Annotated in this window: 8 protein-coding genes; 3 read left to right on the forward strand and 5 right to left on the reverse strand. The window is 41.2% G+C overall.

The window, feature by feature from the left end; genetic code table 11:
• Positions 1 to 41: 41 nt before the first annotated feature.
• Positions 42 to 947, reverse strand: coding sequence for a LysR family transcriptional regulator (locus H0184_RS14075; protein ID WP_221826313.1), 906 nt, complete (start codon positions 945 to 947; stop codon positions 42 to 44).
• 133 nt (positions 948 to 1,080) lie between these two features.
• On the opposite strand from H0184_RS14075, the gene gltB reads away from it, so the two are divergent.
• From gltB to H0184_RS14090, 3 genes are all read left to right on the forward strand, one after another.
• Complete coding sequence (gene gltB, locus H0184_RS14080) at positions 1,081 to 5,628, forward strand: glutamate synthase large subunit (RefSeq protein ID WP_221826315.1); 4,548 nt, start codon at positions 1,081 to 1,083, stop codon at positions 5,626 to 5,628.
• A 17-nt stretch (positions 5,629 to 5,645) separates the two neighbouring features.
• Positions 5,646 to 7,121 carry a glutamate synthase small subunit gene (gene gltD, locus H0184_RS14085; RefSeq protein WP_221826317.1) on the forward strand — a complete coding sequence of 492 codons (1,476 nt, stop codon included), beginning with the start codon at positions 5,646 to 5,648 and terminating at the stop codon, positions 7,119 to 7,121.
• Between the two features lie 479 nt (positions 7,122 to 7,600).
• Positions 7,601 to 8,842 carry an endo-1,4-beta-xylanase gene (locus H0184_RS14090; protein WP_221826318.1) on the forward strand — a complete coding sequence of 414 codons (1,242 nt, stop codon included), beginning with the start codon at positions 7,601 to 7,603 and terminating at the stop codon, positions 8,840 to 8,842.
• Positions 8,843 to 9,182: 340 nt separating this feature from the next.
• Here the strand turns inward: H0184_RS14090 and H0184_RS28095 are convergent, their stop codons facing one another.
• The 4 genes from H0184_RS28095 to H0184_RS14110 all read right to left on the reverse strand — a co-directional run bounded on the left by H0184_RS28095 (position 9,183) and on the right by H0184_RS14110 (position 14,814).
• The gene (locus tag H0184_RS28095) at positions 9,183 to 9,338 is read right to left on the reverse strand and encodes a type II toxin-antitoxin system RelE/ParE family toxin (protein ID WP_396953598.1); all 156 of its coding nucleotides are present in this window, start codon (positions 9,336 to 9,338) and stop codon (positions 9,183 to 9,185) included.
• Between the two features lie 105 nt (positions 9,339 to 9,443).
• On the reverse strand, positions 9,444 to 9,665 hold the full coding sequence (locus H0184_RS14100; RefSeq protein WP_221826321.1) for a hypothetical protein: 222 nt from the start codon (positions 9,663 to 9,665) through the stop codon (positions 9,444 to 9,446).
• Positions 9,666 to 9,781: 116 nt separating this feature from the next.
• On the reverse strand, positions 9,782 to 10,339 hold the full coding sequence (locus H0184_RS14105; RefSeq protein ID WP_221826323.1) for a M15 family metallopeptidase: 558 nt from the start codon (positions 10,337 to 10,339) through the stop codon (positions 9,782 to 9,784).
• 470 nt (positions 10,340 to 10,809) lie between these two features.
• The gene (locus H0184_RS14110; protein WP_221826325.1) at positions 10,810 to 14,814 is read right to left on the reverse strand and encodes an endo-1,4-beta-xylanase; all 4,005 of its coding nucleotides are present in this window, start codon (positions 14,812 to 14,814) and stop codon (positions 10,810 to 10,812) included.
• Between the last annotated feature and the right edge of the window lie 86 nt (positions 14,815 to 14,900).

Here is a 14,900-nt window from a genome sequence, read left to right on the forward strand (position 1 = left end):
TAACTTTTGGGGGTCAGTACAGAACCGTCCCCGCGGTTTCTTTATTGTTTATACTGTTCCAATCTGCTGAAATATTGGATAAGGAATTGATAGAAGTTCTTTTCGGATGGTGCTATGTCTCTATTTTTCGGAGTAATAACGCCAACTGTTCGCATGGCTTTTGGTGTTTCTATCGGCACTTTTACTGTGAACCGGGGAACGGAGTCATAGAAGGTACTCTCAGGTAATAGGCTGACGCCGATTCCAGCGGAAACAAGCCCTTTTAAAGCATCCATATCCTCTCCTTCAGACGCAATATTCGGCTTGAATCCAGCTTCATGGCAAGCATCTACAGCAATCTTCCGAAGGACATACCCATCTGGAAATAAGACGAAACGATCTTGTCGCAAGTCACTTAAATAGAGACTTTTTCTATCAGCCAAGGGGTGATGTTCAGGAAGCAAGGCAACGATATTTTCCATAAATAGAATCTTAGACTCAAGATCTGGTTCCTTCATGGGGACAGGGCCGAGAAAGGCTAAATCGATTTCTCCGTTTTTCACTGCATTGATTAAGTAGGCATAGGAGCCGTGCCGTAAATGGAAATTAACATTGGGTGCGATCTCCTTATAAGCCGAAATAAGATTTGGAAGCCAATAGATGGAGAGACTGGAAGGATATCCGATATGAAGCGTTCCTCCTAGTGGATTGAGATATTCTTCTATTTTTTCCTTTCCTTCATCTAATGTTTTTAAAGCGCTTATCGCAAATTCTAAAAAAATATTTCCAGCCTGTGTAATCTTAATGTTCCTGCCGACCCTTTCTAATAACTTAACCCCTAGCTCCTCTTCTAGTTTGGTAATTTGATAGCTGACCGCTGATTGTGCCACGTTAAGATTGTCAGCTGCCTCTGTAACATGCTGCCGCTCAGCAACTTCGATTAAATAGCGTAATTGACGAAGCTCCAATACTATTCCACCTTTCATTGATACAAGAATTAGATTGATTTGATATAAATTATATATTGTTTGTATTAATTATAAAACCTAAAATAGGTGATATGAATATTTCGACAATTTAACTTACAGGGAGAGATTGGATATGACGTATCATCAACTACCAAAAGCACAAGGTCTCTACCGTCCAGAATTTGAACATGATGCTTGTGGTATCGGCTTGTATGCTCACATAAAGGGAATGGCTACACATGATATTGTGGCAAAAGGACTAAAGATGCTTTGTCAATTGGATCATCGCGGCGGACAGGGGAGTGACCCGCTGACAGGAGATGGCGCAGGACTTATGGTTCAAATACCGGATCAATTTTTCCGTCGAGAATGTCCAGAAATTATATTACCACAAAAAGGGAAATACGGTGTGGGGATGCTGTTTTTCTCTAAGGATGATTGTGAACGGGAAGAAATTGAAAACTATATCAATAAAATGGTCGAACAAGAGGGTCAAACGGTGCTTGGCTGGAGAACAGTCCCAGTTAATCCTGAACCAATAGGGGTAACCGCACAGGAAAGCTGTCCTGTCATTCGCCAGTTGTTTGTTGCTGATAACGAAAAAAATACGGATTCATTAGCGTTTGAGCGAAAATTATACGTAATTAGGAAACAAGCAGAAAAATGGGCAAAGGAATCAGAATATCGTTTTTACTTTGCTAGTCTTTCTAGCAGGACAATTGTTTACAAAGGTCTGTTAACGCCTGAACAAGTAGATCAGTTTTATTTGGATTTGCAGAATGAGAATTTTGTCTCTGCGTTTGCTATAGTGCATTCACGCTTTAGCACCAACACATTTCCTAGCTGGGAAAGAGCACATCCTAACCGCTATTTAATTCACAATGGCGAGATTAATACACTTCAAGGAAACATTCATTGGATGAAGGCTCGGGAAAGTCAATTTGTGTCAGAGGTGTTTGGAACTGATTTGGAAAAAGTACTGCCAATCCTCGATACAGATGGAAGTGATTCCTCCATTCTAGACAATGCGCTTGAATTCTTGGTGCTAGCCGGCCGCAAGCCAGCACATGCAGCGATGATGCTGGTACCTGAACCATGGTCAGATAATCCTCATATTACAGAGGAAAAACGGGCTTTTTATGAATATCACAGTTCACTCATGGAACCATGGGATGGACCTTCGGCTATTTCATTTACAGATGGGAAACAAATTGGTGCCATTTTGGACCGGAACGGCCTGCGTCCCGCCCGTTATTATGTAACAGAAGATGATTATATTATTTTTTCATCAGAGGTTGGCGTTATTGATGTAGAGCCAGAAAAGGTACTGTACAAAGAGCGCCTTCGTCCTGGAAAAATGCTCTTGATAGATTTAGAAGAGGGAAGAATTATTTCCGATGAGGAAATCAAGTCACAGTTGGCTCAGGAACAGCCGTATCAGCAATGGTTAAATGATCAGCTGGTTCGATTGGAAGATAAAGTAGAGGCTGAGGGTGAGATCCCGGCTGATTTACTAACACTTCAAAAAGCTTTTGGATATACGTATGAAGATATTCAAAAATATATCCTTCCAGCAGTGACTGAAGGCAAGGATCCGCTTGGGGCGATGGGGAATGATATGCCGCTTGCTGTATTATCAGACCGGCCGCAAAACTTGTTCAACTACTTTAAGCAATTATTTGCCCAAGTAACCAATCCGCCGATTGACTCCATTCGTGAAGCGATTGTTACTTCAACCATTTCCTATTTAGGAGCAGAGGGGAATTTACTTCATCCTACAGCAGAAAATTGCCGTCGGATTCAGTTGAAGACGCCAATTTTAACCAACAGCCAGATTGAGGATTTAAAGACGAATGCATTATTTAAAAGCCATGTGATCGACATTCTGTTCTCAGAGGATTTAGAAAAGACGCTTAATGAAATTTGCACTCAAGCAGTCAAAGCCGTTGCTGACGGTGCAAGCTTGATTATCCTGTCTGACCGAAATATGAATGAAACAAGAGTTGCTATACCATCATTATTGGCAGCGAGCGCCCTTCATCAACACTTGATCCGTGAAGGATTAAGAACAAAGGCAAGTATTATTGTTGAAACAGGGGAAGTAAGGGAAGTTCATCACTTTGCGGTACTTCTCGGATATGGTGTTGATGGTATTAACCCTTATCTTGCATTCGCTGCCTATCAGCAAGCAATTGAGGAAGGAACAATCCCATACACATATCAAGAAGCGGTTAAGAAGTATATCTATGCCATGACTGAGGGCGTTGTAAAAGTCATGTCCAAAATGGGGATTTCAACCGTGCAAAGCTACCGTGGTGCACAGATTTTTGAAGCAGTTGGAATCAGCTCTGATGTTATCGACACCTACTTTACAGGAACTGTGTCCCAGCTTGGAGGGATTGGGTTAGACACTATCGCCCAGGAAGCGAAGCTGCGTCATGCTGAAGCTTTTACTAAAACAACTGACAAGTCTTTAGATTCAGGCAGTAACTTTCAATGGAGACATGATGGGGAACACCATGCCTTTAATCCAGGAACCATTCATACCCTTCAATGGGCATGCCGTAAAGGCGATTATGAATTGTTTAAAAAATACTCCACACAGGCAAATGAAGAAAGACTTGGGTTCTTACGCAATTTATTTACCTTTAATGGTTCGAGGCCAGCTGTACGTATTGAAGAAGTAGAATCCGTTGATTCGATCGTGCGCCGCTTTAAAACCGGTGCGATGTCATTTGGCTCCATCAGTAAAGAAGCGCATGAAACATTAGCCATTGCCATGAACCGTTTAGGTGGAAAAAGCAACTCCGGTGAGGGCGGAGAAGATTCAAGCCGCTTTGTAATCGATGAAAATGGTGACAACAGAGGAAGCGCCATAAAACAGGTTGCGTCAGGCCGTTTTGGTGTAAAGAGTCATTATCTTGTGAATGCCGAGGAGCTGCAAATTAAAATGGCACAAGGCGCAAAGCCTGGTGAAGGCGGCCAATTGATGGGTACGAAAGTATATCCATGGGTTGCCGATGTTCGAGGTGCAACGCCGGGAGTCAGCTTAATTTCTCCGCCGCCGCACCATGATATTTACTCCATCGAGGATCTGGCGCAGCTAATTCACGATTTGAAAAATGCCAACCGTGATGCCCGTATCAGCGTTAAGCTTGTTTCAAAAGGCGGTGTCGGAACGATTGCTGCTGGTGTAGCAAAAGCGGTAGCTGATGTGATTGTCATCAGTGGTTACGATGGCGGCACGGGTGCATCGCCAAAAACAAGCATTCAGCATGCTGGATTGCCGTGGGAGCTTGGATTAGCAGAGGCACACCAAACACTTATGCTGAATGGTTTGCGTGACCGGGTTGTGCTTGAAACAGACGGAAAATTAATGACTGGTAAGGATGTTGTTATGGCGGCCTTGCTCGGGGCGGAGGAATTTGGCTTTGCGACAGCACCGCTGGTTGTTCTTGGCTGTGTTATGATGCGCGTTTGTCATTTGGATACATGTCCGGTTGGAATTGCCACTCAAAATCCTGAGCTTCGCAGGAAGTTCACCGGTGAAGCAGATTATATCGTGAACTTTATGCGTTTCATTGCACAGGAAGTGCGTGAGCTTATGGCTGAGCTTGGATTTAAAACTATGGAGGAAATGGTCGGCTCCGTAGATGTTTTAACAGTGAGTGAGAGGGCGAAGAAACATTGGAAGGCACAGCATTTAGATTTAACATCGTTACTTTATAAGCCTGAAGGACAAAGAACCTTCAAAACTCCGCAAAATCATAAAATAGACGAATCACTTGATATCAAAGAAATTCTTCCGGCTGTTCAACCAGCTATAGAGCAGGGGACACCTGTAGATGTAAGCTTCCCGATTTCGAACATTAACCGCGTGGCGGGAACCATCGTTGGAAGTGAAATTTCCAAACGCTACGGTGAGGATGGTCTTCCAGAGGATAGCATTACCTTACGGTTTACCGGTTCTGCTGGGCAAAGCTTTGGCGCCTTTATACCAAAAGGAATGACTCTAGAGCTTACCGGGGACGCAAACGATTATGTGGGGAAAGGTCTTTCTGGCGGTAAGATTATCGTTAGAGCAGATGAGCATACCAAGTTCGCTTCTGCCGAAAATGTTATTGCGGGTAATGTGGCCTTTATCGGGGCGACGAGCGGCGAGGCGTATATTAACGGACGTGCCGGTGAACGTTTTGCTGTTCGTAACAGCGGTGTAAATGTTGTGGTTGAAGGTGTTGGCGATCATGGCTGTGAATATATGACAGGCGGACGCGTAGTTATTTTAGGTGATGTTGGCAAAAACTTTGCAGCTGGAATGTCTGGAGGAATCGCCTACGTTTTAGCTGAAGACAAGGATGCATTTAAGCATTTATGTAATTCAGAATTAATTGCATTTGAATCAGTATCAACTGCTGCCGACCAGGATGAGCTAAAACAGTTAATCGAAAATCATTTCCGTTACACACAAAGTGTAAAGGCTAGCTGTGTTCTAGAAAACTGGAAAAAGTGTGTGAGAAAATTTGTCAAAGTCATTCCGAAGGATTACAAACGGATGATTCATTTAATAGAAGAGCAAAAACTAGCAGGATTATCGGAAGAAGAAGCAGTGATGAGCGCCTTTTTAGCGAATTCCTCTGCAAAACCAAAACCATCTAAACAGCAGGAAGCTGCAAACCGCTAAGAAAGGGGAGAGGAACAATGGGGAAAGCAACTGGATTTATCGAATATTCCCGCGAAAAAGTGGGAGAAAGAAATCCGCTGACACGCTTAAATGATTGGAAAGAGTATGCAGTTCCCTTTTCTGATGAAAAGTTACGTATACAGGGGGCGCGGTGCATGGATTGTTCCATTCCCTTCTGTCATACCGGAATGGAGATTCAAGGAGCAACATCAGGCTGCCCGATTCACAATTTAATCCCGGAGTGGAATGATCTAGTCTATCGAGGCCGTTGGAAAGAAGCACTGGATCGACTGCTGAAAACAAACAATTTTCCAGAGTTTACAGGCAGGGTGTGTCCGGCACCGTGTGAAGGTTCATGTACGTTAGCCATTTCTGACCCAGCGGTTGCAATCAAGAATATTGAACAGGCCATTATCGATAAAGGCTTCGAAAACGGATGGATTACACCAAGGATACCAAGGTTACGGACTGGAAAGAAAGTGGCGATTATCGGTTCCGGCCCTGCTGGTTTGGCAGCGGCAGATCAGCTTAATCAAGCAGGTCACTCTGTCACTGTTTTTGAGCGTGCCGACCGTCCGGGTGGTTTGCTGATGTATGGAATTCCAAATATGAAGCTTGAAAAAGAAGTAGTAGAACGCCGAATTCGTTTATTAGCTCAGGAAGGCATTAACTTTGTTACGAATACAGAAGTGGGTAAAGATATCACAGCTGCAGAACTTAAAGCACAATTCGATTCCGTTATTCTTTGTACAGGTGCACAGAGGCAGCGTGATTTAATGATTGAAGGCCGTGAAGCAAGGGGCATTCACTTTGCGATGGATTATTTAACTCTTGCGACAAAGAGTCTATTAGATTCAAACTTTGAGGATGGTCAATTTATCAATGTAGAGGATAAAGATGTTATCGTTATCGGTGGCGGGGATACAGGTGCCGACTGTGTAGCGACAGCTCTTCGTCAAAAAGCCAAGAGTGTCGTTCAGTTTGGCAAACATCCGCAGTTACCTGGTGCACGTACAGCAGATAATTTGTGGCCGGCTTATCCAAACGTTTTTACAATGGATTATGCTTATAAAGAAGCAGAAAGGAAATTTGGGGAAGATCCACGTCAATACTCCATTCAAACAAAGAAAATCGTCGCCGATGAGAATGGGAATCTTAAAGAGCTTCACACCATCCAAATGGAGAAACTAAAAGATGAAGCAGGACGTTATTATTTTAAAGAAATCCCAGGCACTGAAAAAGTATGGCCAGCTCAGTTTGTATTTATCGCAATCGGATTTGAAGGTACGGAACAGCCTCTATTAAGCCAATTTGGCGTGAAGGCATTCAACCAAAAAGTGGCTGCGAAATACGGTGAATTTAAAACAAATGTTGAGGGAGTGTTCGCTGCAGGCGATGCAAGAAGAGGTCAAAGCCTTATCGTTTGGGCGATTAATGAAGGAAGGGAAGTCGCTAGCGAAGTCGATAAATACTTGATGGCGCAGCAAGATTAGTATCTCCGTCTAATATACTAAGAGAGTTTCAATTTCTAATAAGGGGAGCTCTCATTTACCGTAATAAGGGTTGATTTTTAATTGCGGAAATTAAGGGAAGCATTCATTGACCACTATACCATGATAGGGAAGAACAGGTGCAGGCATCATTTTCATTAAATGATGCCTGTTTTGTTTTGCTTCCACATCTAATTTATGTACCTAATCACCTTTAGTAATAAAAGTATAATCTTTAGTTTGTTGGGTGTTTAAACAATGTTAATTTATTTAGAATAAACACAGAAGAGTCAGAAAGTTCTTGAACACATTTCACAACAATGGATTTTAGAAGGAGGTTGAGTACGGAGTAATTACATAACATGAATCCTTTTAACATGCAAAATTACCATTTTATTATTTGTCAACCTTAACACAGTTTTAATTCTGAGATTTTAGTAAGCCCTTCCAAAAAAAACTTTTATTAAAAAGGAGATTAAAACATGCTAAAAGTTTTACGTAAACCTATCCTTTCTGGATTAGCTTTAGCCTTATTAATACCTGTAGGAACGACAGTTAGTGCTGAAACAAATATCTCAAATAAACCAAGTATTAGTGGAATAACCGCACCACAATTGGACCAAAGATATAAAGATTCTTTCACTATTGGTGCAGCTGTGGAGCCTAATCAATTGTTAAATGCAAAAGACTCACAAATGTTAAAGCGACATTTTAATAGCATCGTAGCAGAGAATGTCATGAAGCCTAGCAGTTTACAGCCAGTAGAAGGACAATTTAACTGGGAGCCGGCAGATAAACTTGTTAAGTTTGCGAAAGAAAATGGAATGGACATGCGCGGTCATACCCTTGTCTGGCATAGCCAAGTACCAGATTGGTTCTTCAAAGATGAGAATGGTAACTCAATGGTTACTTGGCAAAATGGAAAACAAGTGGTGGCTGATCCGGAAAATCTTGAGGAAAACAAGGAACTTTTATTAAGCCGATTACAAAATCATGTTCAAGCAGTTGTATCACGTTATAGTGATGATATAAAATCTTGGGACGTTGTCAATGAAGTAATCGACGAATGGGGTGGACATCCTGAAGGTTTACGTCAATCTCCATGGTTCCTAATTACCGGAACGGACTATATTAAAGTCGCTTTCGAGACAGCCAGACAATATGCTGCTCCAGACGCTAAGCTTTATATCAATGATTACAATACAGAAGTAACACCAAAAAGAACATACCTTTACAACCTAGTAAAAAGTTTAAAAGAGCAAGGCGTTCCAATTGATGGTGTTGGGCATCAGGGCCACATTCAAATCGGCTGGCCATCTGAAAAAGAAATTGAAGATACAATTAACATGTTTGCTGATCTTGGCTTAGATAACCAAATTACTGAGCTTGATGTCAGCATGTATGGCTGGCCAGTAAGGGCGTATCCTACTTATGAATCTATACCAGAACAGAAATTCATCGATCAAGCAGACCGTTATGATCGTTTATTTAAGCTATATGAGAAATTGGGCGATAAAATCAGTAATGTGACATTCTGGGGAATTGCCGATAACCATACATGGTTAAATGACCGTGCAGATGTTTACTATGATGAAAACGGAAATGTTGTATTAGATAGAGAAACATCAAAAGTAGAAAGAGGAGCAGGAAAAGATGCACCGTTTGTATTTGATCCGGAATACAATGTAAAACCAGCCTATTGGGCAATTATCGACCACAAATAAAACACCCTGGGTACGGTTTTAAATCACTAAAAAAGTCCAATTTGAAATAAAAGAAGGTAATTATCTAATATAGGTAGATAACTGCCTTCTTTTATTTATTATATATTTATGAAATTTCATGATCATTGCTCAAAGTAACGACTTTATCACCGGTCTCTGACGTGTCCTGCTGGTCCAAAAGGCCGGAAGAATCAACCCCTTGGTTTTGAAGAAAAATAACTGGAAATTGTATAGTTGATAATTTTAATTTGAATGGGGGAACAGATTTTTTCTCTGTAACAAGGAGAAACAACGAAACACGATAATAGGGGGTTTTTAAGATGAAGGACTAATTAATATGTTATAGTTGCTTGTATACATCACCTCGGCTGTCAATGTCTTGAATAAAAATCAAAAGTGATTCATCTATAACTTGATAAATTAACCTGTATTTTCCAATTCTCACTCTAAAGGTATCCTCGTAGCCAGTAAGCTTTATAATCCCAGGATAAGATATGGATTTTCAGATAATGCGTGAATAACATTAATAATACGTTCTCTTGTTATTCTATCACTTTTATCAAGAAATTTTTTTGAGCTTTTTGAAAGTTCAAGTCTGTATCTACTCATTTTCTAAAAATTCCTTACGTAGTTCGTCAATTGAGTAAGAATGGCTTTCACCATTGTTATAATCGTTTCTTGCCTCCTTAATAGCTCTTATTTCATCCACTGTTGCTTCTTCTTCGGGTATTGCTAGAAGTTTAATTAATTTTACTAAGTCTGATAATTTTTCATCAGGCACTCTGTCTATTAATTTATAAACATCTTCTCTTCTAATGGCCATTTTTATCATCTCCTTAATAGTTATTATATCGCAATTAATAAGGATATCCTAGAGTCTACACAAAACAAAGGGGCTGCTTCTCATGGCCAAAAAAGCCGGGAGAACCATCCCCTAGATCATTCGGGTCTTTGCCCATTCTGCAAATCCGCAATTGTCAGTCCAAAATCCATTTGGAAATGTGGATAATCTTTGAAATCTTTCCAATCTCCGCCCCATTCAAATCCTAGTGCCTTTGCCATTTTCACCACCTCGGCCCAGTCTGATTTACCATTTTGATTACGATCATATTGACGATCCCAAATGACATCTCCTGAAGGAGTTTCAAGTGCAAAATCAATCGCAAGCCCATAATTATGATAGGATTCTCCACCTTTTGCATGCGTGACAATATTGCCCTCTGCCGTACGTCCTTGTTCATAAATGGTGTTCTGCTCGTCCACACTGCGAAAACCGTCAGTGATTATGACGACAATTCCTTTTCTTGCTGCTTGTTGGACTAATTGCTCGCTCCGTTCCTTTACGATAGGATGGAGCTCAGTTGGTAAAGGCACATTCTGACCTTGTTTTATGCCTGTTGCTTTAGAAGGTTTGGTTTCTTTTTCTCTAAATATTAAAATAGTACTAATACCTATAGCAAATAGAAATAGTAACAATTTAAACAATCTTTTGTTCATGGTGGGATTTCCTCTCGTTTTAGAAGATTACTAGCTTCTTCCGAAGCTTTGCTTTCGTTATCTACCAGTATTCTATAAATTTTCTATTGTTCACTATTATCCTCAAACATTATATAACTAGTATAATATAAAACTAATCTGTTACATAATAAACAATCATGATCTTCTAGTAAAGGGACCTGACTTTATAATTTGGTGAGTTCGTTAACAATCCGGATGAAAATGGGGATGAATTAGGAGATAGGGAAGCTATTTTTTTTTGGATGGGGGAAATCAATAAATGTCCTGCTGATGGTAGAAGTGAAAGAAGAGACTGATAGCCTCATCAGTCTCTTCTCCATTGAATCTTTGTATGCATTTCTACTATTATTATTGAACAAAATAGTTCCAGTAGAATCCATATTTTCTTGCTAGTTAAAAATTAAATTTTAGCAGGATTGTATTTCAAGCTTTATGTCTGGTGTTGTTGTTTAAGGTTTTACAGATTTCTCTGGTTTGACAGGCTTCTCTGGTTTTGATGGTTTCTCTGGTTTTGATGGTTTCTCTGGTTTTGTAGGTTTCACCGGCTTTTCAGGTTTATCAGGTTTACCAGGTTTGCCCGGCTTTTCCGGTTCTGAATCCTCTGATTTTACCAGCGTCAGTTCACCGAATACTGATGTATCCTGATATCCTAGGCCAGTCGTGTCATTCCATGTTGCAGCGCTTTGACGGGCACCGTCTTGACCATCATTAATCTGGACATCAAAACCAATCTTTGTGCTGTTTACTGGAGTAATTGTTTTTAACGGAATCTTCAGTTCCACTGTGTACCCATTACCGGATACATGGGTCTTAGATTCAAATCCTTCTGCAATGCTTATAGGATTGAAGGAAGTCTCATTGTCAAAGTTTACTCTATATTGTCCGTCTCCATCTTCGTAGAAGGATGTCTTTGCATTGTTCTCGTCCACGAAGACCTCGATTGAATCCTGCTCCCAAGGATTTGCGCTTGATTTGTCAAGCTGCGAATCGCTAACCTGAATCAAAACATATAGGTTTTCATTGTCCCAGAGAACCTTGGAAATTCCATTTGCTCCCTGCCATGCCATCTGGTAGCGATTAATCGGCAGTTCCGTTGCGCTGCCCCAAACATCATCTACAGTTCCATCAATTACAGGTGTGCCGAACATCGCTGTTCCTTGATTAACCTCGTGCTCCTCAGGATCATGCTCTGATATAAATTTGTCTGGATCAATCACAGCATAGTAGGCTGGTTTTGCTTGTAAGTCTTTATCAAACAATAACGGACTTTGGGCAGCTCTCCAGCTTGTTGCATCGTTCAGTCCCCAGAATGTCACTCGAGCGATGTGCTCTGAGTATTCTTTGTAAATATTAAACAATTGTGCGTATAAATAACCTTGGGCAATCGATTCCTGCTCGGTTAGTACGTTATTGGTTCCTGCTGTAATGTCAAGTTCAGTCACACTTACTTCTACACCCAAGGAAATAAACTTCTCCAAGGAGAGTCTTACATTTTCCGGGTTGGTGTTTTTATTATAGTGTGCCTGCATGCCAATGCCGTCGATGAGAAGCTTCCCATTATTAACTGATGCATACTTCGCATTGATTTCTTTCACCATCTGATAAATGGCTTCAGATTTGTTTTGATTATCATCGTTGTAATCATTGTAATAAAGCTTTATATCGAGGCCTTTTTCGTCGAGTACCTCTTTCGCTGCAAGGAAAGCCTGCTCTACGAAGTCTGGTCCAATGGCTTTGTACCATCCAGATTGACGCAGTGATGCTTTCCAATCCGTTGGGTTCGGAGGGTTATCGATTATCGCTTCGTTAACCACATCCCATGAAATTACCTTGTCACCGAAATTTTCTACGACTGTTTTAACATGGGTCCTTAAATTTGCTAGTGCTGCATCACGGCTCAATGGGGCACCGTTATCAGCAGTAAACAACCATTCAGGTGTCTGTTGATGCCATACGAGTACGTGTCCATGCATCTTCAATCCCTGAGCCAAAGCTTTGTCGACAAGCGCATTCTCATCAGTAAAGTCAAATTGTTTTTCCGCATTATACGCTTGATCTGGCTTCATTGCATTCTCTGCTGACACAACATTATGGTGCATGTTGAGCAGCTTAAGTCTATTGCCTTCAAAATCAGAAGCTGAAACAGCGTTTCCAATCAAGAAATCATTTTGATAAATATCTTTGATAGGTGGCAATTCTTGAACTTCAATAGGTCCCGAACCAGTAGGTTCAAAAGTAATATCATCAATATAAAAGGACGCTGTACTGTTATTCGAGCTTTCCACATAAATGCTCAAAAATTCATCCCCTACACTGCTATAACGGTAAGTTCCCTCGAACTGAACCCAGCCGTCTTCGGTGCTGACTGTCTTTCCTTGAAGGTTATTGTAACTAGCGCTGCCGCCGTCGCCAACCTGTGTGGAAAGCTGAAGCTGTGAAGTTTCGGGTGAAATCAACTTGACCCAGACAGAAATTTTATATTCCGCACCTTTGTCAACATATTTTTCTACTCTTAAAGCAGGACCATGCCAAGTATTTGACCTGTTTTCAACTTTTAAAGCATAGGAGCCGCCCACGGTATGATTCGCTTCATTGGTTACAGTCAGCGTTTCAGTACCAGCTCTGCCTTCGAAACCTCCTGTTGTTTGATCTTCAAACGTAATCGGTGTGAAGGCTTGGGCAGGTGGTCTTGGGTCCTCTGGCTCTTCACCGCCGCCAGTAGGTGCCTTTTCAGTGATTAGGATATCTCCAATGTAGAAGGGAACCGCTGCCCCTGCATCGTTAGATTGAATACGAAGTGCTCTATCTTTGCTCGTATCAACAGTATACTGACCTGTTAAAGTAAACGCTTGCCCTGCAACATAATCTGCAGCTACATATAAGCCATTGTAGCTGTCAACATTTTGAAGTAAGGCTTGTGCGCCTGCAGGAACAGTCACACCTTCATCAATATAACCTCTGACAGTAATTGTATAGGATTTGCCGTTTTCCATTTTGACGCTGCTGAATGGGATATCAACACCATTCCAATTGCTTGTTCTTCCGTCTACATGGATAGCTTTTCCGTCATCATTACCTTCAAAAGTCTTTCCAGAGACCGGATTTAATTGCACATTACCCGCAGGAGCTGCAACACCTGTGCCACTATCAAATGTCTCATGGTAGACCTCTCTATCTGCTACTGGTTCAGTTGTTGTTTTCTCCGTTGTAATCAGGATATCTCCGATGTAGAAGGGAACCGTTGCCCCTGCATCGTTAGATTGAATACGAAGTGCTCTATCTTTGCTCGTATCAACGGTATACTTACCCGTTAGAGTAAATGTTTGTCCGGCTGCAAAATCTGCAGCTGCATACAAGCCATTATAGCTGTCAACATTCTGAAGTAAAGCTTGTGCACCTGCAGGAACATTCTCACTAGCACCAACAAAACCAGTTACAGTAATATTATAAGTTTTGCCGTTTTCCAGACCGACGCTGCTGAATGGGATATCAACACCGTCCCAGTTATTTGTTCTTCCACTTACAGAGATAACTTTTCCGTCTTCATTGCCAGCAAAAACAACATCAGAAACTGCTTCCAATTGTGCATTGCCCGCTTGTACTGCAACACCTTTACCACTAGCGAAGGTTTCGTGATAAACTGTTTCAGTCTGGGTTCCTGGATCCGGAGTTGGTTCCGGAACAGGGCCGCCAATCATTTGGGCAATTTGAGCCACACTTTGAGTTGTTACATAGTGACGACCCATAGCATAATTATCCTCATTAGGGTATCCCACTTTAAATGCGTACTTAATCCCACTTTCTTGGTTTACTTGCTTTGTACTATCATTATAGCTGCCATAAGGGTATGCCATTAGGACGGGGTCTTTACCTGTAATGCTTTTAAGATAAGTATTTGCCGAGTTAATTTGGTCCGCAGCTTGTTCTACCGTTATAGAACTTCGTACACCGCCATTAGTTCCCCAAATAGCTCCGTCATGTGTTTTCGTATGATTTTCGAGACTTAAAGATGGTTCTTTCGCTAAACTTTCCAGCTGTTCTTGTGACATGCTGAAATCGCCGTCAATCCAGTCACTTACTATAAACAGGACGGCTTTCATGTTATATTGCTTTAATACTGGAAGAGCATTGGTAATGAAGTCAGGAGTTCCATCGTCAAAGGTTAATAGAATTGGATCCTCAGGAGCGTTTTCCTTTCCTTCCATGATGCTCACATATTGTTCTGCAGACAAAGTGTTGTAACCATTGTCATGAAGATATTTCAAGGTCTGTTGGAACTGTACAATGCTGGTATCCGTCCATTCGTTGGAAGGATTTTCAACCACTCGATGATACAGTAGTACTGGAATATCAGTGTTCGTTTCTGCTTCTGCAGCCTTAGGTATCCAGCTTGTCGGAATTATTAAGAGTGCAACAAGAAGTAATGAAATGAATCTTTTAAACCTTTCCCTCATTTTCTGCATTCCCCCATAAAAGATAGTGGTATAATAGGTGAAGCGCTTACAAAATAAAAGTTTCCTCCTCTCTTTCTATCATTCTA

This window comes from Neobacillus niacini (genome assembly GCF_019749295.1).
In the GTDB taxonomy this organism is placed as follows: domain Bacteria; phylum Bacillota; class Bacilli; order Bacillales; family Cytobacillaceae; genus Neobacillus; species Neobacillus niacini_D.

Bases quoted from the DNA above. Each gene is read 5' to 3' on its own strand.
- gltB (WP_221826315.1), top strand. From the start codon at position 1,081: ATGACGTATCATCAACTACCAAAAGCACAAGGTCTCTACCGTCCAGAA.
- gltD (WP_221826317.1), top strand. From the start codon at position 5,646: ATGGGGAAAGCAACTGGATTTATCGAATATTCCCGCGAAAAAGTGGGA.
- H0184_RS14090 (WP_221826318.1), top strand. From the start codon at position 7,601: ATGCTAAAAGTTTTACGTAAACCTATCCTTTCTGGATTAGCTTTAGCC.
- H0184_RS14100 (WP_221826321.1), bottom strand. From the start codon at position 9,665: ATGGCCATTAGAAGAGAAGATGTTTATAAATTAATAGACAGAGTGCCT.
- H0184_RS14105 (WP_221826323.1), bottom strand. From the start codon at position 10,339: ATGAACAAAAGATTGTTTAAATTGTTACTATTTCTATTTGCTATAGGT.
- H0184_RS14110 (WP_221826325.1), bottom strand. From the start codon at position 14,814: ATGAGGGAAAGGTTTAAAAGATTCATTTCATTACTTCTTGTTGCACTC.